Raw genomic sequence first — 19,181 nt, 5'->3', positions numbered from 1 at the left:
TCCGCTTCCTCCGAATGCGTATCTGCTTTCGATCTCATCTCCGCTCCTTTTGGGGTTAAGATGAGCCAAAAACCCTCTCTTCCTCAATCGCTGCAAACTGTCCAACTTGTGCTGACGGGGAACAGTCAACAAGGGGGTCGCGCTCAGCAAACTAGACCGAGGTGCGGAGGGCATCGCGGTCTGCGACGAGGTAGTCGCCCGCTTCGGGTCTGCGTCCGAATTGCCCCTGCTAGAAGAGGTCGCCTCTGCGCTTGTTAATAAGGGGATTAGTCTCGGCCAACTTGGCCGAAGCGAGGAGGCCATCGCGGCATGCGACGACGTACTGGCCCGCTTCGGCTCTGCGTCCGAACTGCTACTGCGAGAACAGGTCGCCAAAGCGCTGGTCAACAAGGGGATCATGCTCGGCCAGCTCGGCCGGAGTGAGGAAGAAATTGCGATTTACGAAGAGGTACTAGCCCGCTTTCGCTCCGCGTCCGATTTGCCCCTGCGAGAACATGTTGCCAAAGCGTTGCTCAACAAGGGGATCACGCTTGGTCAACTCGGCCGAAGCGAGGAAGAAATCGCGGTCTACGACGACCTAATCGCCCGCTTCGGCTCTGCATCCGAATTGCCCCTGCGAGAACAGGTCGCCAAAGCGCTGGTCAACAAGGGCTACAGGCTCGGCAAACTCGGCCGAAGCGAGGAGGCAATCGCGGTCAGCGACGACGTACTCGCCCGCTACGGCTCCGCGTCCGAATTACCCCTGCGAGAATCGGTCGCCAAAGCGCTGGTCAACAAGGGCGTCACGCTCGGCCAACTCGGCCGAAGCAAGGGGGCCATCGCGGTCTATGACGACGTAATCGCCCGCTTCGGCGCCACTTCCGACTTGCCCCTGCGAGAATCGGTCGCCAAAGCGCTGGCCAACAAGAAGATTGCGCTGGCCAACAAGAAGAAAGCGGCGGTCACCAGGAAGAAGCCGAAACCGACCAGTTAGTCTTCGAGAAGGTTCGGCACTCGAACTCATCCGGAACACTACTAACTCGGGAAGTCACGGATCTGGGGTCGCTCGGGGTCGGTCGGGATGACGGAATGGGAGCGGACGTGGTGATCGCCGCGTTGCCGTGTGTAAATCGGTCAAGGCGCGCCGGGCACACTGGTAGGACGGCATGCTCCGATATACAATCCATTAGATGCCATCGGTTTCTGAAAACAGGCAGAGGTTTGGCGGAGCCGACGATTGGTCACAAGAGGGTGACGAGTGGTCTGAGTATTGGGGAACAGCGCATGCGCAATGGGTTGGTTGCCTGCTGCCTCGCGTCTTTCCTTTCTTGAAAGGCCGCATCCTGGAGATAGCGCCAGGCCATGGTCGGTGGACGCAATTCCTCCAGCCTCACTGTACGTCGTTGATCGGGATCGATTTAGCGCAAGTCTGTGTCGACCGATGCACTGAGCGCTTTGGTCACTATCCGAATCTTGAATTTAAGGTCAACGACGGCCTCACCTTCCCCATGATTGAAAACGCATCAATTGACTTCGCGTTTTCATTTGATTCGCTGGTTCACGCCGAGTCCGATGTGATGTCCAGCTATGCTAACGAGCTTGCGCGTGTGCTCAAGCCGGGCGGGTTCGCGTTTCTTCACCATTCCAACCTTGACGCTGTTCGCCGTCGTTCGGTGTTGGACAAAATAAAAAGACGGCTCTCACGTCTCCCCTTTGATCAACATTGGCGTGCACCTTCTATGAGTGCTGAAAAGATGCGCGCATTCGTCGAGGGCGCTGGCATGATGTGCGTTCAACAGGAGATAGTCCCTTGGGGGACCGGCTGGCCGCTGATGATCGACTGCATGAGCACGATCGTCAATACCCCTGGCACTCAATGCCACGTGGTTAGAAATCCGCGATTCATGGAAGAGGCGGCGGCTATCAAACGCATCTCCTCCCTAAGATTAGATGGTTGCGCGAGCCGCGCGTCGCTTGAACTTGCTCGCGCGGGCGGGAATAATTGAGGCCAAGGGGCATGATGTGCCAATCCATAACGAGGTGATGGTCGAGGCGATAGACAATAGAGAGCGAGAGTAGCGCCAGAACTCGTGGACACATTTGGACATCCATGAGTTGACGAGGTGGAAGCAGAATCGAAGATGATCGGCGGATGGCTTCCCGGCTCCACAGTCGATAGAGGCGAGCAAACCGCGCGGGTGACCACGCGACAAAATGCGCCTCGAGTGGCAGAGCATCCGGCTCTGACGTGATTTTCTAAACTCTCCCGCGAACAACCATTTCGCTCCGTCCGTGGGCTCGCATCAGGATGCCGACGCCCGCGCGCCGGGGCCGCATCGTCCCCGAGGTGAGCACGGGATGCCGTGCCGTGGCGGATAACTCTGTAAGCTTCCCTACAATTGCGGGGGAAGGAGCGAACGATCATGTGCGGAATAATCGGGTATGTCGGGCCGCGCGAAGCCTATCCTATCCTGCTCGAAGGGCTCGGCCGCCTGGAGTATCGCGGGTACGATTCGGCCGGCATCGCAACTTTAGTTGACAACAAGCTCGAAATTCGCCGCGCCAAAGGCAAGCTCGAAAACCTGCGCCATCTGCTGGCCCGCTCTCCCCTGCACGGCCACATCGGGATCGGGCACACGCGATGGGCGACTCACGGCCGCCCGTCGGAGGAAAATGCGCATCCGCACAAAGCCGGGCCGGTCGCCGTCATCCACAACGGCATCGTCGAGAACTTCATCGAGCTGCGCGCCGAACTGCTCGCTCGCGGCCACAAGCTCCGCTCCCAAACCGACACCGAGCTGATCTCGCACCTGATCGAGGAAAAGCTCAAAGGCGGACGCGGGCTGACCGAGGCCGTGCGCGAAGCCGTTTTGCGATTGCGCGGTTCGTTCTCGATCGTCGTGCTGTCGGAAACCGAACCCGACAAGCTGGTCGCCGCCAAGACCGCGACGCCGTTGGTCCTGGGGCTGGGCGACGGCGAGAACTTCATCGCTTCGGATATTCCCGCGATCCTCGAACACACTCGCCGCGTGATCGTCCTCGAAGACGGCGAGCTTGCCGAGGTCACCGCCACCACCGCGCGGCTGATGAAGTTCGATGGCACTGTGGTTACTCGCCGACCCCGTCAAGTGGAATGGGACGCAGTCGCCGCCACCAAGGGCGGCTTTCGCCATTACCTGCGCAAGGAAATCAACGACCAGCCGCAGGCGTGGATCGACACGATGGCGGGACGGGCGGACGGCGGCTCGACAACCGTCCGCTTCGAAGGCGAACTGATCCCGGCGGGCGGTCCCGCGTCGATCGGGCGAATCGTAATGCTGGGTGCGGGCGCGTCGTGGATAACCGCGCAGGTGGGCAAGTTCATGATCGAGGACCTTGCCGCGATTCCGGTCGAGGTCGATTACTCATCCGAGTTCCGCTATCGCCGGCCGCCGATTGACGACCGCACGATGATCATCGCCGTGTCGCAGTCGGGCGAGACCGCCGACACGATCGCCGCGATGGAAGAAGGACGCGCGCGCGGTGCGCATCTGCTGGCGATCACCAACACGGTGGATTCGTCGATCGCGCGCAAGGCCGACGCGCAGTTGTACACGCGATGCGGTCCCGAGACGAGCGTGACGACGACCAAATGCTTTCTCACGCAGCTCGAGGCCTACTATCTGTTCGCGATTCATCTGGCGGCGCGGATGGGACGGCTGTCGGGCGCGGATGCCGGCAAGTTGCTGCAACCGGCGTTCGCGATCCCCGGACAGATCGAGGCTATTTTCGAGGGTGAGCCGAATATTCAGCAGATCGCGCGCAAGTACGCGCCGGCGCGGGACTTCCTGTTCCTCGGCCGCGGTATCAACTACCCAATCGCGCTCGAGGGCGCGCTCAAGCTGAAGGAAATTTCCTACATTCACGCCGAAGGTTACTCCGCGGGCGAGATGAAGCACGGGCCGATCGCGCTTATCGACGAGAAGATGCCGGTGGTGGTGATAATTCCCAATGACGACCTGTTCGAGAAGTCGATGTCGAATCTGAAGGAAGTCGAATCGCGCAACGGCCGGATTATCGCGGTGACCAATCGCGCGACCGACGAACTCAAAAGCGTCGCCGCGGAAATTATCGAAGTGCCGGAGACGAACCGGATGCTGACGCCGGTGCTGATGACGGTGCCGATCCAGTTGCTCGCGTATCACATCGCGGTGGAGCGCGGCACCGACGTCGATCAGCCGCGCAATCTGGCGAAGTCGGTGACGGTCGAGTAGTGCGCGCGGCTGACGGGGGGCGGATTAATCCGGGCGGAGCATTCGCAGGCCGAATAGCAGGCGTTGGGCGCCGGTCACGATCTCCATCGCTGCCATCGCATAGCAGAGTATTGGGCCTGTCGGGCGAATAGTCGGCGATGCTTCGACCATTCCGAGCACGATGAAGAAGATGATCGCTTCGGTGCGCTCGAGGATTCCGGGCGGGTACTCGATTAGCTTGGCGCCCGGGCGCTCGATTGCGGCTCCGACCGCGAGAAATACCGTGATGTTCACGTACCAGGTGGCGACCAGGACGAGCGCCGGGAAATAGAGCGCCGGATCGCGCCACGCGATGCCGACGATTACACAAGCCTCGACGATGCGATCGGCCGACAGGTCGAGCACGCCGCCGAGAGCGCTCGGCGCGGCGCATTCGCGCGCAATCGTGCCGTCGAGCGCGTCGAGGGCGGCGCTGACGCCGAGCGCGACGATCGCCCACGCCACGTGGGCGATCGCGAATGCGATCCCCGATGCGATGCCGGCGAGCGCGGCGAGAATCGTGGCGACGTTGGCGGTGATTCCCGCGCTGAACAGCACGCGGGCGCATCGCGATTGCATGCGCTTGATGTCCGGGTTCGCGCCGAAGATCGAATCGAGCATCCGATGCCTTTTATCGCGCTGCTAGCGCGCAGATCAGCCGCCGAGTTAACGTTCCAGACAGGAATTTGCATTGGCAAGGGCATGATTACAATACGGAAGCGAGGATGGACTGTCGCTGTCGCGGCGTCGGCGATAATCCTGACGATGGCCGGTGCGCGCCCCGCGTTTTCAGCCGATGCGCTCAGCTTTCCGCCGACCAGCTTCATGATTCTGAATCGTGATACCGGTATTGCGATCGGGCGCGGCCGCTACCGTATCGAGAATACCGGCGAGGGCGCGACGATGCACGGCGAGAGTACCTACTATGACGATCAGTCCGACGTCGAGACCGCCGAGTTGCAACGGGGCGCCGGCAGCGAGCCACCCCGGCTGGTCGAATTCGATCACACGTTCTTCAACGCCGACGGATCGATCCAGCGACGCGCCCATCTGGATTTGAAGTCGGGCGCCACGACTTGTATCGACAACTCCGGCGCACAAAAGAGCGAGCAGGCCGAGCTGCTCAGCATCCCGGACAACACCTGGGCGGGCGCGAGCATAGTGATTCCGATTCAGGATTTATTGCGCGCGCGCGACAAGGGATTGGCTCGTCCAATCCACTTCTTCAACTGCGCGCCCGGCCCGAAGATATTTGCGATCAGCGTGACGGTCGATCCGGCAAATGCGGTGTGGGCGCCCTACGGCGCCGAGGCGATCCGAGTCGAAGTCCGGCCGGATTTTGGATGGTTGAACGTAATCGTCGCGGCTTTGGCGCCCAAGATTCACGCATGGTTCGATCCGAACGACGGATTCGCGTTCGTCGGCGACGAAGCCACGCGCTACTACAAGGGCCCGCAGGTCATGCTCGTGAAGACGGGTGGCGATGCGCCGGGCAGCGCGCGCCGGACAAAATAGCGGGAGTGATTTCTAAAAAACGATCCGATTTCTGGAAAAAGATTTGATCTCTAAAAGTGGACGATGCCCTCGCCGTCGGGATGGCGCGCGTTTTTTGAGGGTTTGGGCTTTCGATACAAAAACGAAGTCTTGCACTGCTGGCAGGTGCCTTCCGGCGGTTGGCCGCTGCGGCGGACCAGTTTTACGTAACGCACGGTTCCGCCGTCGCACAGATGAGCGGCGACGGGGAAGTCGTACACCGTACGAACCGTGATTTTGTCGCTCATTCTCCGCTAGCGCTCCTCGAGCCAGTTAGTCTTTCCCGCCATTTGGTACGCGTGGCGGCTTTTTTCGTTTCGACTTTTCAACCGCGCGCCCGAGTCAGACTCGGATCAAACAAGATAGTGAAATCGCGCCGCCGATCAATCTTTTTGACGATCAATTCACAATATATTTTCAGTTTCCCACTTTTTCACTTTTTCATTTTTCACCGACGCCGGGCGCCTTGAGTTCGAGCGTGTGGATCCGGCTTGTGCTAGTTTTTTTTCGACGAATTGATGGAACGCCGGCTCACAAAACTGCTGGTCGCCAATCGCGGCGAAATTGCTCTTCGGATCATCCGCAGTGCGCGCCTGTTCGGCCTGAAAACCGTGGCTGTCTATTCGGCGGCGGACGCGAAAAGCGCACACGTCGGCGCGGCTGACGAGGCGATTCTCATCGGACCCGCCGAGGCCGCAAAGAGCTACCTCGACATCGCGGCGATAATCGCCGCCGCAAAGCATTCCGGCGCCGACGCGATTCATCCGGGCTACGGATTTCTTTCCGAGCGTCCCGAGTTCGCGCAGGCTGCGGCCGATGCGCAGATCGTGTTTGTCGGGCCGCGGCCGGAGGTGATGGCGGCGCTCGGCGACAAAGTCGCGGCACGGCGAATCGCAGTTGCAGCCGGGGTTCCGGTGGTGCCGGGAATCGAAGCCGCGGAGATTTCCGCGACGCGCGAGTATGCGGCGCTCGTCGGCTACCCTCTTGTGATCAAGGCTGCGGCAGGCGGAGGCGGGCGCGGGATGCGCGTGGTGGCGGAAGCCGCGCAACTCGAGAGCGCGCTGGGAGCGGCCGCGCGCGAAGCCGCGGCGGCATTCGGCGACGGGCGGATATTCGTCGAAAAATATCTCGCGCATCCGCGCCACATCGAAATACAGTTTCTCGGCGACAATCACGGCGCCGTGGTCGCTCTCGGCGAGCGCGATTGCTCGATCCAGCGGCGGCATCAGAAGATTATCGAGGAGTCGCCGGCGCCCGGACTCACCGATCAGATGCGCGCGAAAATAATCGGCGCGGCGCTGAAACTCGCGCGCGCGGCGCACTATACCAACGCGGGCACCGCGGAGTTTCTGGTCGAGGGCGACGACTTCTACTTCCTCGAAGTCAACGCGCGCCTGCAAGTCGAGCATCCCGTGACCGAAATGCGTTTTGGGTGCGACCTGGTATGCGAGCAATTGCGGATCGCGTCGGGCGGCAAGGCGCCGGAGCCCGCGGCCCCGCGCGGCGCGGCGATCGAATGCCGAATCAACGCCGAGGATCCCGAGCATGACTTCCGTCCCGCGACGGGAACCGTGCTTCATCTGAGCGTCCCCGGCGGACCGGGCGTGCGCTTCGACTCGCATCTGGCGCGCGGCGCCGAAGTGACGCCATGGTACGACGGTCTGCTCGGCAAGCTGGTCTGCTACGGCGCCAATCGCGAGGAGGCACGCGTCAGGCTGGTCAATGCGCTCGGCGAATTCGCTTTGCTTGGCGTGACGAACAACGCCGCCTACCTGCGCGATATCGTAGCGAGCGGGCAATTTCGCGACGCGAAACTCTCCACGCACTTCATCGACTCATTCTTTTCAGGGTGGGAGATCGGCAAGTCCGAAATCGATGCGGCAATTGTCGCAGCGGCGATCACCGCCGGCGGCGCGATGGGCGATATCCCGTCAGACGGTCCTGCGTTGCCGGCCGGCGCCGAGCGTCGTTCGCCGTGGGACGATCTCAAAAACTTCGAGCTGTGGGGATCGCGGCGATGAAACTCACGCGCGCGGGCGACTTGCGCGAGATCGACGCCGAAGTGATCTCGCGCGACGGCGGCGCGATTCGCGTCCGTATCGGAGACAGGCAACTCGCCGCGGAGTTCACGCCCAATGCGGACGGCGGCGGGGTTCTTACGATCGACGGCCGGCGCTACCGGGTTTTCGGCGCGCGGCGAAAGGATTCGATACTCGTTTCGGTCGGTCCCGCGTCCTTCGAGTTCAAGCCCGCAGAAGCGGCTTCCCGGCGCCGCGCGCGCGGGCTCGCAGCGGCCGAAATCATCGCGCCGATGCCCGGCAAAGTGCTCATGGTGATGGTGCGCGAGGGCGATCTGGTCGAGGCCGGACAGCCGCTGGTCGTGATCGAAGCGATGAAAATGGAGACGACGCTCACCGCCGAGAGCGCGGCGATTGTGAAACATGTTCGCGTCGAGGAGGGCCAGATGGTCGATCACGGCGCGGTGCTGATCGAGCTTAGTCCGTCTCCGGCTTCGTCAGTTCGCGAATCCGCGCCTCGAGTTGAGTGATCCAATCCTCAAAATCGCCGTCGCGCTCGACGACTATCTCCAACTTGCCGTCTTTCAGAATCGAGACGCGTCCCGGATGCCCGGTGCGCAGCGGAATCACAACCGCCTCGCGCGAAATTCCCATCGGTTCGATCACGGCGAAGATTCTTTCAATTTCCTTCAATGTGACGGCCTTGAGCATAAGCGCCCTCGTGCGAGTACGCTCTTTACTTAAATTGCCGGCGTCGTAAGCTCAAGGCGCCGGCACTATATCGTTCGGCGGAGGATCGCGTGTTTGGCACAATCAAGAAGATAGTCAAGGACAAGGGCTTCGGCTTCATCATCGCGGACGACGGCGGCGACGAAGTTTTCTTTCATCGGTCGGCGCTGTCGCCCAAGGTCTATTTCGACGACCTGCGCGAGGGCAACGAAGTTCAGTTCGACGTCCGTCCGGGCGAGAAGGGCCGTCAGGCATTCAACCTGCGCCTGCGGTAACTCCGCAACCGATCTGGAATCCGCCGCTCATCGCGTGAGAGCGAACCAGCGCTTCATCAGTCCCGCGACGAATGGCGTGAGCCGCGTGCGCGTGTAAAGTCCGGCGGCGCGGCGGATCGCGTCGGCCTGTGTCGGATATGGATGGATCACGTCACCGAGGCGGCCCAATCCGATGCCCGCGGCGATCGCGGTGGTGAGTTCCGAGATAATCTCGCCCGCGTGGCTCGCGACCACCGTCGCACCGACGATCCGATCGCTTCCCGCGCGGACGTGCACCTTCACGAAGCCGTCGGTTTCTCCGTCCAGCACCGCGCGATCGACCTCGGCCAGTTCCTGCGTATAGGTCGCAACTGCGATTCCGCGCTGTTTCGCCTCGGCTTCGTATAGTCCGACGTGCGCTATTTCAGGGTCGGTGTAGGTACACCATGGAATAGTCAGTCGGCTCGCGCGCCGGCGCCCGAAGAATAGTGCGTTGCGGAGTATGATTCGCGCGTGCGCATCGGCCAAGTGAGTAAACTTGTGTGGCGATGCGACGTCGCCGGCCGCGTACACTATCGGATTCGTCGTGCGCAGGTAGTCATCGACCTTCACGCCGTTTTGCCTGTCGTATTCGATCATCGCGGCTTCGAGATTCAACCCTTCGACCGCGGGGACTCGCCCGACGCCGATCAAAATCTGGTCGGCGATAATCTCGCGGCTGACGCCGATCCGTTCGGTCGCGATTATTTTTTCATTGCCGCGCAACTCGACGCCGGAAATCCTGCATCCGGTGATGATTTCCACGCCGTCCCGGGCGATAGCGCGCTCGACTCGCCCTGCGGCGTCGCGATCCTCGCGAATCAGGATTTGCGGGGCAACTTCGAGGATGGTGACCTGCGCGCCGAATCGTGCAAACGTCTGCGCAAGTTCGCATCCGATCGGTCCGGCTCCAATCACGGCAATTCGCCGCGGCAACGCGGTCAGCGAAAAAACCGTCTCGTTGGTCAGATAGCCGGCCTCTGCAAGACCCGGTATCGGGATCGCGGCGGCGCGCGCTCCCGTGGCGATCGCGGCCTTTCTGAAACGGAGCTTTGTGCCATCCACCTCCACGCAGTCAGGACCGACGAAACGTCCGTCCCCGATAAACACGTCGACGCCCAAAGAGCGAAATCGATTGGCGGAGTCGGTCGGGCTGAGTTCGGCGCGCAGCTTGCGCATCCGCTCCATCACGGCCTGAAAATTTACCCGCACACCCGGCGGGACCTCGACGCCAAAGCGGCCCGCGTCGCGAACTGCCGCGGCCGCTCGCGCCGAGCGGATCAGCGCCTTGGACGGGACGCATCCGAAGTTCAGGCAATCGCCGCCCATCAGGTCACGCTCGACGAGCGCAACCTTCGCACCCAAAATGGCGGCGCCCGCAGCGATCACGAGGCCCGCGGGCCCGGCTCCGATCACTACCATGCTGTAGCGACGCGCGGGTTCGGGGTTGATCCATCCGGCGGGATGCAGATTTTCAGTCAGCGCGAGGTTGTAAGCGTCGAGCGGCTCATGCTTCAGCGCGTGCGATCCCATCGATGTGTCCTCTAGCTAGGTCTTTTCGCGCAGCGCCCGTGCGCCGATTCGCGTTGCGTACACGGCGACCGCGACTGTCGCGGCGAATCCGATTGCGGTGAGCGCCCATCCAGCGGGCGTGCGCCTGGCGCTGCCCCCAGCCGCGCGCGCGAGGTCGCCGCTCAGTGAGCCGATATACACGTAGAGAATTGTGCCGGGAATCATCCCGGCCCACGACGCAAGAAAGTAGTCGCGCAGAGTCACGCGCGTCAGCCCGTAGGCATAGTTGAGCAGGTTGAATGGAAACACCGGCGACAGGCGGGTCAGGACAACTATCTTCCATCCTTCTCTCCCGACCGCTTCGTCGATCGCTTTGAACTTCGCGTTGCCTTCGAGTCTTTCGCTCACCCAATCGCGCGCAAGGTAGCGGCCCACGAGAAAAGCCGCCGTAGCGCCGAGCGTCGCCGCGATCGAAACGTAGATCGATCCGCGCACCACGCCGAAAATCACGCCGGCGCCGATGGTGAGGATCGACCCCGGAAGAAACGCGACGCACGCCGCGATGTAGATTGCGATGAACGCGACCGGCGCCAGCGCACCCAGCCCGCGGATCCAGTCAAGCGCGTTCGTCAGCCACGGTCCGGCGCCAATGCGATGCGCGCCGTAGAGGATCGCGATTGCGGCCGCGGCGATCAGTAGAATTTTCGGGCGAAGGAAACCGGCTGCTCGGCTGGACGCGGTGGTCATCTTGAGGTTCCGCCGGTAGTAGCTCGCGGGGCGGGCAATTTCTTTGGTTTCTACCGCGAGCATCGCGGACGCGGACTGCTTATAATGCCACCGCGGATTGTGTAATCCTAATCCGCATGTCGGTCCACGATCACCAAAAACACGCGCGCGCAAACCTCAAGGTCGGCGTCATCACCGCCAGCGATTCGCGCAGCCCGGAAACCGACGAGAGCGGTAAGCTCATCCGCACTTTGCTGGAGGCAGCCGGTCACCTGGTAGCCTACTACGAAATCATCCCCGACGACGGTGAGAGGATTTCCGCCGCGCTCGTCAATAATTTACCGAATCTCGATGCGATTATCGTCAACGGCGGCACCGGTATTACCGCGCGCGACGGCACCACCGAAGTTGTGAAGTCGATAATCGACAAGGAGCTCGAAGGCTTCGGCGAACTGTTCCGGATGCTTTCGTTTCAGGAAATCGGAGCGGCCGCGATGCTGAGCGGCGCTGTTGCCGGAGTGCGCCATCGCAAGTTCGTGGCCGCGATTCCCGGTTCCCCCGACGCGTGCCGGCTTGCCATGGAGAAGCTGCTGATCCCCGAGCTCGGGCACATCACTTATCTGCTGAGTCTATGAACCAGTGAACAAGTTCACGATCAAACTGTTCGCGACGCTTCGCGAGCGGGCGCATGCGGCCGAGCTGACGCGCGAATTTCCCGACGGCACAACCGTCGGCGAGATCTGGATGCATCTGGTCGGCGAATTTCCCGCGCTCGGCGGGCATCACAACTCTGTAGGCTTCGCCGTTAACCAGGAATATGTCGAAGGCAGCTTCAAGCCGCGGATGGGCGACGAGATTGCCTTCATTCCGCCCGTCAGCGGCGGCGCCGACGGCACGGACACGCCCGCGTACGTCGGCAAAATCACCATCGGCCGCCATCCGATCGACTTGGCCGCCCTCGAACGCGAAGTTGCCGACCCTGCGGCCGGTGCAATCGTATCGTTCGCCGGTACCACTCGCCGCGACAACGCAGGTCGGGTCGTGATTCGCCTCGAGTACGAAGCCTACGAGCCGATGGCGCTATCCGAGATGCGCAAGCTCGCCGTCGAGTCGGGCGCGCGATGGAAAATCGTGCGCATCGCGATCGCGCATCGCATCGGCGTCGTCGAAATAGGCGAGACATCGGTGGCGATTGCGGTCTCGGCGGCGCATCGCGCAGAAGCGTTCGAGGCCTGCAGGTTCGCGATCGACCGCCTGAAAGAAATCGTACCGATTTGGAAAAAAGAGCATTTCGAAGGCGGCGAGGTATGGATCGGCTGCCAAACCTCGCATCCACCGGCCCATGAATAGAAACCTGGCCGCATCGCAGAACCCTCACCTGACCTCTCCCGTGAAAACGGGCGAAGGACCAGGGCATCATTGACCGGGCGGACAGTTGCCAGTTACAAAGGTAGGATGGCGTTGGGAGAAACATCGGTCGAAAAAGTCATCCTGGCTGAGCCACGCGGCTTCTGCGCCGGCGTCGATCGCGCGGTCGAGGCCGTCCGCAGCGCACTGCGCTCCTACGGCCGCCCGCTCTACGTGCGCCATCAGATCGTCCACAACCGTTTCGTCCTCGAAGCGCTCGAAAAAGAAGGCGCGATTTTTGTCGAGAGCCTCGACAAGGTTCCCACCGGCCAGCGCGTCATCTTCAGCGCTCATGGCGTCGCGCCCAGCGAATGGGACCGCGCCAAGGATCGCGCTCTGCGCGTTATCGACGCCACCTGCCCGCTCGTCACCAAGGTCCATCTCGAAGTCAAGAAATACGACGACGAAGGCCGCAGCGTGATCCTCATCGGCCACGCAGGCCACGAGGAAGTGAAGGGCACGCTGGGCGTCGCGCCCGGCAAGGTGGTGCTGGTCGGCACCGTGGGCGAGGCGCGCACCGTCAAAGTCGAGAATCCCGAGCGCATCGCGGCTGTCACGCAGACCACGCTCAGTGTCGACGACACCCGCGAGATCATGGAGGCGCTCAAGGAGCGGTTCCCCTCGATGCAGGAACCCAGGACCGACGACATCTGCTACGCGACCCAGAACCGTCAGAACGCGGTCAAGGAACTGGTGCAGGTCAGCGATGCGATCCTGGTGGTCGGCTCGAAGCAGAGTTCAAATGCGAACCGGCTGGTGGAGGTCGCGCAGATGCGCGGCGCGCGCGCGTTCCTGGTCGATTCGATTGCCGACGTCGAGCCCGCGATGCTCGACGGTGTGCGCGCGCTCGGCCTGACCGCGAGCGCCTCCTCTCCTGAGTGGCTGGTCGAGGAAATTATCGGTGCGTTCGCCCGCTCCGGCGCCGAGGTCGAGTTGCTCAGCGTCGCCAAGGAGCGGGTGCATTTCCCGCTCCCGATGCCCGCCGACTGAGCCGCGCGGCGATTCCCGCCAGCCATCTGCGCACGCGCGCCCGCCGCATTTCGCCTTGACAATTCCGCGCCATTGCTTGCAGACTCATCCGGATTTAGCCAAACGCGGAGAGGAACATTCTGATGCGAACAGCTATCGTGCGCGCGCTGGTATTGCCCGTCCTGCTGGCCATCCCGTTCGTCAGCGGATGCCAGTCCGAGGCGAAGCGTCATCTATACAAAGCTGAAGATCTGTTCGAAAAACGCGATCTCGACGCCGCCAAAAAAGAACTCGAGCTGTCGATAAAGGCCGACCCCACCAGCCTCGACGCGCACAAGTCTCTCGCGCATATAGATGAAGCGCTCGGCGATGAGGAAGGTGCCGGGCGCGAGTACGAGGCCGCTTCTGAGCTCGATCCCACCGATCAGAAACTCCTCGACAAGGCTCGGCTCTACAAGAAGCTCGCTGACTTGGCGAATTCCTCGGGCAAGGCGCTCGACGACATCAAGGCGGGCAAGGTCACTGAAGGTGTCGCCACTCTCAAGGACATCATGCTTACCACCAGGATCCCGGCGGCCCGCGAAAAAGCTGTACACGCACTTATGGATGCGATCCCGATCATCGAAAAAGTCGGCGACCAGCAGATGCAGGACAAGAAGTACGCCGACGCCGTCAAGACCTATGAGCAGGGCATCGAGGCCGCGATGCTGATGGCCAGGGTGCATAAGATGGAAGCGCTCGGGCCCGACGCGGACCCGATGATGCATAAGATCAACCAGGCCGCCAAGGCCGCCGGCACGCCCGACGCGACCTTCAAGCTGTTAAATGACGTGATCGGCATCTATCCCGACGACAAGGTCGCCAACCTCGAATTGGCGCAGGTCTATCTGACCAAGACTCCGCCCGACTACGACACTGCCGCCGATTTGGAAGAGCGCGGCGGCGCGCCCGACGACGTGGTTCGCAAACTTCGCGACCAGGCCAAGAAGCATCGCAAGTGAGATGACCTAGGGTCGCAATCGAGGCCCGATGCGCCGGCGCGGCTATATCGCGGTCGAAGGCCCCATCGGGGTCGGCAAAACGAGCCTCGCGCAGGCGCTCGCCCGCGAGCTGGGTGCGCGCCTGATGCTCGAGGATGCCGACAACAACCCGTTCCTGCCCCGCTTCTACCAGGATCCCGACAAGTACGCGTTTCCCGCGCAGCTTTATTTCCTGCTCACCCGCCACAACCAGCAGCGCGAGCTCAAGCAGCAGGATCTCTTCACGCAGGCCACCGTCGCCGACTATCTCTTCGCCAAGGATAAAATCTTCGCCGCGTTGAATCTCGTCCCCGACGAACTCAAGCTCTACGACAACGTGTACAAGCTGCTCGACGCCGAGATCGCCCGGCCCGACCTCGTCGTTTACGTGCGCGCCACCATCGAGGTGCTGGCCGAGCGCTTGCGCAAGCGCAATCGTGATTTCGAGCGCCACATCAGCTTCGACTACCTCGAGCGCGTGTCATCGGCCTACCGCGATTTCTTTTTCTACTACGACGAGGCGCCGCTGCTGGTCGTCGATACTTCGGACATCGACTTCGTCGCCAATCCCGAAGACCTCGGCGAGCTGATTCGCGAGATCGATCGCGCCGGCGCCGGCACTCAATACTTCGTCCCGCGCAAGAGCTGAGGGTCTTCCATTTGGTATCGCAATCCCCGTCCCTACGCGCCGCGATCGTTGAATGCGATCTCGATATTGTCCGCCAGCTTGAAGTCCTTGTCGGTCACCCCGCCGGCATCGTGCGTCGAGCATGAGAACGTGACCCGCGTGTAGTTGATCGTAATGTCGGGATGATGGTCGGCGGCCTCGGCGATCTCGGCGACCTTCTGCACGAACTCGATGCCATGCAGGTATTCTTTGAACTTGAACGTTTTGCTGATCGCGTTGTTCTTGTACTCCCATCCGGGGAGCGCGTTGAGCTTCTCCGCGATCTGATCCGGGTTGAGCTTCGCCATCCTGGAATCCTCCGCATGCGGCCGGTCGCGACCGCCGGCTCATTCCGGTCCCCATCCTAGCCGCGCGCATCCCAATCGCAAATGACGCTGCGTTATACCCGTCGCGCGCGCCTGTGGTAATACAGGCTCAAGCAGAACCGAAACGTACACCGGGAACACTGAAAAGACGATGGCGAACAAATACGTTACCGACGAAGCTCGCAAACAAATCGGCAAGGTCTCCGAACCGCGGACTTACGAGGTCGAGCGTGGCGCGATTCGCCGCTTCGCCGAGGCGATCGAGGATCCCAATCCGCTCTTCAACAGCGAACGCGACGCGCGCAAGACCCGCTTCGGCGCCATGATCGCGCCGCCCACCTTCTGCCGCTCGATGGGCGCGCCGATCCCCAACATCAAGCTCGACATGCCGACCTTCCGCGGCCTCGACGGCGGCTCGGATTGGGAGTACTTCGTGCCGATTCGCGCCGGCGACCGCATCACCGTGCAGTCCAAGCTCGTCGATTTGCGCGAGGCCGCGGGCCGGCTCGGCCCGATGGTCTTCACCGTCGTCGAGACCACTTATACCAACCAGTTCGGCGAGGTCTGCGTCATTCAACGCTCGACCGGAATCCGCTACTAGAGTTACTCGAAAGGATGCCCACGATGGCGAAGCAAATTTATTTCGAAGATGTCGAAGTCGGCGCCGAAGTCGTTCCGCTCGAAAAAAATCCGACCACCCAGCAGCTCGTCAGGTACGCCGGCGCGTCGGGCGACTTCTATCAAATCCACTACGACAAGGATTTCGCGCTCGGCAACGGTCTCCCCGGCGTGATCCTGCACGGCGCGTTGAAGAACGCCTTCCTCGGCCACCTGATGACCGACTTCGCCGGCGAGCATGGATGGCTGCGCAAGCTCGGCGTGCAGTACCGCGGGATGGATCAGCCCGGCGCCAGGGTCGTCGCGCGCGGCAAGGTCTCCAAAAAATACACCGAAGGCGGCCATCACATGGTCGATTGCGAAATCTGGCTCGAGAACGCCAAGGGCGAAAAGACCACCCCCGGCTCCGCCACCGTCATTCTGCCCTCGCGCGCCGCGAGCTGATGAGGTAGCCGCGATGCCAATCCGGCGCGAGTTCCCGCCGCGATCGCTCGACGCCGCCGCTCTGGCCGAGGGCCGCGTCGATCCGCATTACACCAAGGTGCTGCTGCGGCTGCTCGCCGCGCACGCGATGGCCGAGAAGCTCACTGCGCTCGGCTATCAGCGCGCGCTCGCGACGCTCGACGATCCCGCGCTGCGGCCCACCGTCGAGAAAAATTTCGCCGAAGAAAAAAAACACGCGCGGCTTATCTACGACGCGCTCGAAGAACTCGGAGTTACCCAGCAGGCCGCCGACCGATCGATGATTTCCGTGCTCAAGGCGCCGTCCTTCGATGCGCCCAGCTACTTCGCCGCCAAGGCCGCCGGCGAGTTCGACCTCCTGATGGGGTCGCTCAGCCTCGATACCACCTGCCTCATCATGATCGGCGAAAACTACCGGCAGTCCAGCTATGCGCCCCATGCGCGCGCCGCCGAAATAATTCTCGACGAAGAAACCGACCATGAAATCTTCGCCTCGCGGCAGCTTGGCGACGCCGTCGAGCGCTTCGGCGTCGAGCCGGTCAATGACGCGCTGCGCCGATGGATCCCGCGCGCGGTGAATTTCTTCGGGCCGCCCGGCACCGGCTTCACCTACGATTGCATCCGCTACGGACTGAAGTCGCGCGACAACGAAGAACTGGCCGAGCTGTACGTCACGATGCTATCCCGCCGATGCGAGCAGCTAGGCCTTACGATGCCGGCGCTGACGCCCACCTACCCCCACACCCTGGCCTGAACCTGCCGGAGAGGCCACCATTACTCCCGGAACGCCAGGCGAAGGCGCCGGGTAATGTTCTAATTCGGGCAGTAATATGTGTGCCCCAGAGGACGTGGCAAGATGCCCATGACGTGACAGGGCGGATTCAGGCTGCTATGAAGGAGCATCGGAGGGGCGGAATGGGCGGTGTGAACAAAGCGCAATGGCGGTTGTCGTTAGTTGACCCACCCGGCGTCGGCAATGGGAAGCCACGGCACGGCTACGAGCCGCTCGCTTCGGTCTGGCACGGGGAGGAAGATGCCGAACTCCTCGAAAAATTGATTCGTTTCTACCCGAGGAAGCGACCCCGACTAATTCTGGATGCGACCGTCAATGGTGGGCGCTTTTGGCGCGGCAGTCAGCGGCGCGTCGTGGGGCTCGACATCGAAAGAAGGCACGAGCCAACCATCGCCGGAGATAATTCCGCGATGCCGTTCCGTCAGAACGTCTTTGATGTGATCGTTTACGATCCTCCACATATCCCCAATCAAGGCCGGGACAAGTCTAAAGACTTCAATGTGCGATTCGGCCTCGGCGGGCGATCGCCGAAAGAGTGTGACTACAGCTTCGCGCACACATATCCGTCGTTTCTTGCCGAAGCATGGCGCGTGCTGAAGCCAGAGGGTCTACTGCTCTGCAAGATCGCCGACTATGTGCACAACCACCGCTACCAGTGGGCGCACATAGATTTGATTCAGGCGGCTCGTGCAATTGGCTTTTGTCCCTGCGACTGTATCGTGAAGGTCCGCAAGGGTCCGATCGTCGATCCGAAGTGGAAGCACGCCCATCATAGCCGTCGGCAGCACTGTTACTGGCTCGTATTCAGAAAGTCTGATCGGTGTGAGTAGCAAGCTGGCAATCAAGCCTCCGTCTGCCGCACGCCAAGTCCGGTTTCATCAACTATTGGTCGCGGCACGTAAGACATGGCTCATGGATGCGCTCAGGGACACCCTGATGCGCGTAGATCCCAACGCGCTCAAGATTCAGTTAGGCACGTACGTGCCCGAAGAAGTCCAGCGGCTCTTGGCGGCGGCGGGCGTACGAGACGAACACGTCTTTCCGACGCCGCTAGTGCTCGAGGCCACGCCGACACTGATTGGATACTATCGGCTCTTGCTCGGACTGCCCCAGAAGAAATTTTATGGACGCGACTCTGGCATGGGGCGGTTCAAGCGACTGGAAGCGGGGGGCGCTCTCCGACCCGCAGACAACGAGTCGCTGCCGGCATTCTGCGAAGCCATGAGCTCTGGTCTTGCGGACTTGGTTCGGCAGATGTCTCCGACGCTGACCGACCGCGATCTTGCCGAGTTACCGCTGCTCGCCCTCGGTTCGCAGTTTCAGGGCAGCAATAACAATGCGATCGGGAAACAGGCAACTCTGGATGTCTTCCGTTCAATCGCCGAAATCGTGAGCGACTATATCTTCGAACGGAGTGATCGCATCCTGAAAGTGCGCAATGCCTCGGGGCGCATTGTCGTAATTGCGCTTGCGAGCGATCCCGACGTGAGCGTCCGAGAGGAATTTGGTGCCAAGAAACACAATAAAGTAGCTATGGAAATCAAGGGCGGTACGGACATCAGCAATGCCCACAATCGCGCTGGCGAAGCAGAAAAGTCGCACCAAAAGGCCAAGAACGACGGCTATCGCGATTTCTGGACGGTAATTGCCAAAAGGGGGCTCAATATGAGGAAACTCAAAGCCGAGTCGCCGACTACCAATTCGTGGTTCGACGCTGCGCATGTGCTTGGGCGGGTTGGATCGGACTGGGAAGACTTTCGCCATCGATTAGCGGAGGCCGTGGGTATCCCAACGAATCTTAAGAGGTCGTGACCGTATCTCACGATTGAGAATGCACCTGATGTTTTGATAGGTGCTGA

At 61.6% G+C, this 19,181-nt stretch carries 23 protein-coding genes; 17 read left to right on the top strand and 6 right to left on the bottom strand.

Annotated features, from left to right (window positions below):
• Nucleotides 1-220: 220 nt before the first annotated feature.
• The 3 genes from ABR989_RS15800 to glmS all read left to right on the top strand — a co-directional run bounded on the left by ABR989_RS15800 (nt 221) and on the right by glmS (nt 4,232).
• On the top strand, nt 221-973 hold the full coding sequence (locus ABR989_RS15800) for a tetratricopeptide repeat protein (protein WP_428130276.1): 753 nt from the start codon (nt 221-223) through the stop codon (nt 971-973).
• Between the two features lie 196 nt (nt 974-1,169).
• Entirely contained in the window at nt 1,170-1,985 is an 816-nt protein-coding gene (locus ABR989_RS15795) for a class I SAM-dependent methyltransferase (RefSeq protein ID WP_428130275.1), read from the top strand.
• Between the two features lie 417 nt (nt 1,986-2,402).
• Nucleotides 2,403-4,232, top strand: a complete 1,830-nt coding sequence (gene glmS, locus ABR989_RS15790; protein WP_428130274.1) for a glutamine--fructose-6-phosphate transaminase (isomerizing) — start codon at nt 2,403-2,405, stop codon at nt 4,230-4,232.
• A 24-nt stretch (nt 4,233-4,256) separates the two neighbouring features.
• Here the strand turns inward: glmS and ABR989_RS15785 are convergent, their stop codons facing one another.
• Complete coding sequence (locus ABR989_RS15785) at nt 4,257-4,871, bottom strand: CDP-alcohol phosphatidyltransferase family protein (protein WP_428130273.1); 615 nt, start codon at nt 4,869-4,871, stop codon at nt 4,257-4,259.
• 81 nt (nt 4,872-4,952) lie between these two features.
• On the opposite strand from ABR989_RS15785, the gene ABR989_RS15780 reads away from it, so the two are divergent.
• Nucleotides 4,953-5,765: a hypothetical protein gene (locus ABR989_RS15780; RefSeq protein ID WP_428130272.1), complete on the top strand. Its 813-nt coding sequence runs from the start codon at nt 4,953-4,955 to the stop codon at nt 5,763-5,765.
• A 50-nt stretch (nt 5,766-5,815) separates the two neighbouring features.
• Here ABR989_RS15780 and ABR989_RS15775 read toward each other — a convergent pair whose 3' ends face one another.
• The gene (locus tag ABR989_RS15775) at nt 5,816-6,031 is read right to left on the bottom strand and encodes a hypothetical protein (RefSeq protein ID WP_428130271.1); all 216 of its coding nucleotides are present in this window, start codon (nt 6,029-6,031) and stop codon (nt 5,816-5,818) included.
• A gap of 270 nt (nt 6,032-6,301) precedes the next feature.
• On the opposite strand from ABR989_RS15775, the gene ABR989_RS15770 reads away from it, so the two are divergent.
• Together ABR989_RS15770 and ABR989_RS15765 are read left to right on the top strand one after the other, a co-directional pair.
• A complete protein-coding gene (locus ABR989_RS15770; RefSeq protein ID WP_428130270.1) occupies nt 6,302-7,804 on the top strand; it encodes an acetyl-CoA carboxylase biotin carboxylase subunit in 1,503 nt (500 codons plus the stop codon).
• Nucleotides 7,801-8,331 carry an acyl-CoA carboxylase biotin carboxyl carrier protein subunit gene (locus tag ABR989_RS15765; RefSeq protein WP_428130269.1) on the top strand — a complete coding sequence of 177 codons (531 nt, stop codon included), beginning with the start codon at nt 7,801-7,803 and terminating at the stop codon, nt 8,329-8,331. The genes ABR989_RS15770 and ABR989_RS15765 overlap by 4 nt, the downstream gene beginning before the upstream one ends.
• Here the strand turns inward: ABR989_RS15765 and ABR989_RS15760 are convergent.
• The gene (locus tag ABR989_RS15760; protein WP_428130268.1) at nt 8,279-8,512 is read right to left on the bottom strand and encodes a hypothetical protein; all 234 of its coding nucleotides are present in this window, start codon (nt 8,510-8,512) and stop codon (nt 8,279-8,281) included. The genes ABR989_RS15765 and ABR989_RS15760 overlap by 53 nt on opposite strands.
• 89 nt (nt 8,513-8,601) lie before the next feature.
• Here ABR989_RS15760 and ABR989_RS15755 point away from each other — a divergent pair, with 89 nt between their 5' ends.
• Complete coding sequence (locus ABR989_RS15755; protein WP_428130267.1) at nt 8,602-8,805, top strand: cold-shock protein; 204 nt, start codon at nt 8,602-8,604, stop codon at nt 8,803-8,805.
• A gap of 27 nt (nt 8,806-8,832) precedes the next feature.
• Here the strand turns inward: ABR989_RS15755 and ABR989_RS15750 are convergent, their stop codons facing one another.
• Together ABR989_RS15750 and ABR989_RS15745 are read right to left on the bottom strand one after the other, a co-directional pair.
• Nucleotides 8,833-10,356, bottom strand: coding sequence for a mercuric reductase (locus ABR989_RS15750; protein ID WP_428130266.1), 1,524 nt, complete (start codon nt 10,354-10,356; stop codon nt 8,833-8,835).
• A 15-nt stretch (nt 10,357-10,371) separates the two neighbouring features.
• Entirely contained in the window at nt 10,372-11,082 is a 711-nt protein-coding gene (locus tag ABR989_RS15745; protein WP_428130279.1) for a TVP38/TMEM64 family protein, read from the bottom strand.
• A gap of 116 nt (nt 11,083-11,198) precedes the next feature.
• Here ABR989_RS15745 and ABR989_RS15740 point away from each other — a divergent pair, with 116 nt between their 5' ends.
• The 5 genes from ABR989_RS15740 to ABR989_RS15720 all read left to right on the top strand — a co-directional run bounded on the left by ABR989_RS15740 (nt 11,199) and on the right by ABR989_RS15720 (nt 15,105).
• Nucleotides 11,199-11,696 carry a MogA/MoaB family molybdenum cofactor biosynthesis protein gene (locus tag ABR989_RS15740; RefSeq protein ID WP_428130265.1) on the top strand — a complete coding sequence of 166 codons (498 nt, stop codon included), beginning with the start codon at nt 11,199-11,201 and terminating at the stop codon, nt 11,694-11,696.
• A gap of 4 nt (nt 11,697-11,700) precedes the next feature.
• Complete coding sequence (locus ABR989_RS15735) at nt 11,701-12,411, top strand: molybdenum cofactor biosynthesis protein MoaE (protein WP_428130264.1); 711 nt, start codon at nt 11,701-11,703, stop codon at nt 12,409-12,411.
• A gap of 105 nt (nt 12,412-12,516) precedes the next feature.
• Complete coding sequence (gene ispH / locus ABR989_RS15730) at nt 12,517-13,458, top strand: 4-hydroxy-3-methylbut-2-enyl diphosphate reductase (protein ID WP_428130263.1); 942 nt, start codon at nt 12,517-12,519, stop codon at nt 13,456-13,458.
• 122 nt (nt 13,459-13,580) lie between these two features.
• On the top strand, nt 13,581-14,438 hold the full coding sequence (locus ABR989_RS15725; protein ID WP_428130262.1) for a tetratricopeptide repeat protein: 858 nt from the start codon (nt 13,581-13,583) through the stop codon (nt 14,436-14,438).
• Between the two features lie 28 nt (nt 14,439-14,466).
• The gene (locus tag ABR989_RS15720; RefSeq protein ID WP_428130261.1) at nt 14,467-15,105 is read left to right on the top strand and encodes a deoxynucleoside kinase; all 639 of its coding nucleotides are present in this window, start codon (nt 14,467-14,469) and stop codon (nt 15,103-15,105) included.
• Nucleotides 15,106-15,137: 32 nt separating this feature from the next.
• Here the strand turns inward: ABR989_RS15720 and ABR989_RS15715 are convergent, their stop codons facing one another.
• The gene (locus tag ABR989_RS15715) at nt 15,138-15,431 is read right to left on the bottom strand and encodes a 4a-hydroxytetrahydrobiopterin dehydratase (protein WP_428130260.1); all 294 of its coding nucleotides are present in this window, start codon (nt 15,429-15,431) and stop codon (nt 15,138-15,140) included.
• A 169-nt stretch (nt 15,432-15,600) separates the two neighbouring features.
• On the opposite strand from ABR989_RS15715, the gene ABR989_RS15710 reads away from it, so the two are divergent.
• The 5 genes from ABR989_RS15710 (at nt 15,601) to ABR989_RS15690 (ending at nt 19,134) form a co-directional block, all read left to right on the top strand.
• Nucleotides 15,601-16,050, top strand: coding sequence for a MaoC family dehydratase N-terminal domain-containing protein (locus ABR989_RS15710; RefSeq protein WP_428130259.1), 450 nt, complete (start codon nt 15,601-15,603; stop codon nt 16,048-16,050).
• A gap of 23 nt (nt 16,051-16,073) precedes the next feature.
• Nucleotides 16,074-16,511 (top strand): MaoC/PaaZ C-terminal domain-containing protein, encoded by a 438-nt coding sequence (locus tag ABR989_RS15705; protein ID WP_428130258.1) that lies wholly within the window; start codon nt 16,074-16,076, stop codon nt 16,509-16,511.
• Nucleotides 16,512-16,524: 13 nt separating this feature from the next.
• Complete coding sequence (locus ABR989_RS15700; RefSeq protein ID WP_428130257.1) at nt 16,525-17,283, top strand: Phenylacetic acid catabolic protein; 759 nt, start codon at nt 16,525-16,527, stop codon at nt 17,281-17,283.
• Between the two features lie 170 nt (nt 17,284-17,453).
• On the top strand, nt 17,454-18,152 hold the full coding sequence (locus ABR989_RS15695) for a hypothetical protein (RefSeq protein WP_428130256.1): 699 nt from the start codon (nt 17,454-17,456) through the stop codon (nt 18,150-18,152).
• A complete protein-coding gene (locus tag ABR989_RS15690) occupies nt 18,145-19,134 on the top strand; it encodes an XcyI family restriction endonuclease (RefSeq protein ID WP_428130255.1) in 990 nt (329 codons plus the stop codon). Before ABR989_RS15695 ends, ABR989_RS15690 begins: the two co-directional genes overlap by 8 nt.
• Nucleotides 19,135-19,181: the final 47 nt, after the last annotated feature.

The organism is Binatus soli (SeqCode) (genome assembly GCF_050015535.1).
Lineage (GTDB): Bacteria > Desulfobacterota > Binatia > Binatales > Binataceae > Binatus > Binatus soli.
Note: the sequence above shows the minus strand (reverse complement) of the source record. Positions and strands in the feature narration are given on the sequence as shown.